We start from the raw sequence: 923 nt of genomic DNA, 5'->3' as shown, positions 1-923 counted from the left end.
TCCCGGCGGACGGGCCGGCGGTGGACCTCGGCATCACCGCCGACGGGCCGGCCTACGCCGCCGCCCTCGCGCCGATGCTGGCCGACCACGCCGGCGACGCGGTGCTCTCGGTCCACGTCCCCACCGCCCGCTCGGACGCCGCCGCGGTGGCGCAGGCGATCGCCGACACGGTGACGCAAACGCGCCGCGGGCAGGGGCGGAAGAAACCGGTCTTCGCGGTGTCCCACGGGGAGGAGGCCGCCGCGATCCTGGCGGGCGCCGGCATCCCGCACTTCTCCACCGAGTCCGAGGCGATCGAAGGCTTCCTCCATCTCGTGCGCTACCGCGAGGCGCAGGACGACCTGATGCGCACGCCCGGCTCCCTGCCGCGCGACTTCTCGCCCGACACGGAGGCCGCCGAGGCGATCGTCGCCGCAGCCCTGCGGCAAGGGGCGGCGTGGCTCGACCCCGTCGCGGTCGCCGGGCTGCTCGCCGCCTACGGCATCGAGACCGTGCCGCTGACGCTCGCCCCCGACATCGACGCGGCGGCGGCCGCCGCCTGGACGATCATCGCGGCCGGCGGGTCGGTGGCGCTGAAGGTCGTCTCGCCGGACGTGGTGCACAAGTCCGACATCGGCGGGGTGCACCTCGACCTCACCAGCGAGCAGGACGTCCGCGACGCCGCGCGCAAGATCCTGGTGCGCGCCCGGCGCGAGCGGCCCGACGCCCGCGTCACGGGTTTCGCCGTGCAGCCGATGGTGCGCAAGGGCCAGCGCCGCGAGCTGATCGCCGGGCTGGCCGAGGACTCGGTCTTCGGCCCCGTGGTGGTGTTCGGCCGCGGCGGAACGGCGGTGGAGGTGATCGACGACCGGGCGCTGGGCCTGCCGCCCCTCGACCTGGCGCTGGCCGACGACCTGATCGGCCGCACCCGCGTCGCCCGCCGG

At 76.3% G+C, this 923-nt stretch carries 1 protein-coding gene; it reads left to right on the top strand.

Translation table 11 applies throughout. From position 1 onward, the window contains the following. Positions 1–923, top strand: a 923-nt coding sequence (locus FV222_RS27470) for an acetate--CoA ligase family protein (RefSeq protein WP_187277512.1), incomplete at both ends; no start/stop codon positions are given.

Source organism: Methylobacterium sp. WL103 (assembly GCF_008039885.1).
Classification (GTDB): domain Bacteria; phylum Pseudomonadota; class Alphaproteobacteria; order Rhizobiales; family Beijerinckiaceae; genus Methylobacterium; species Methylobacterium cerastii.
Note: the sequence above shows the minus strand (reverse complement) of the source record. Positions and strands in the feature narration are given on the sequence as shown.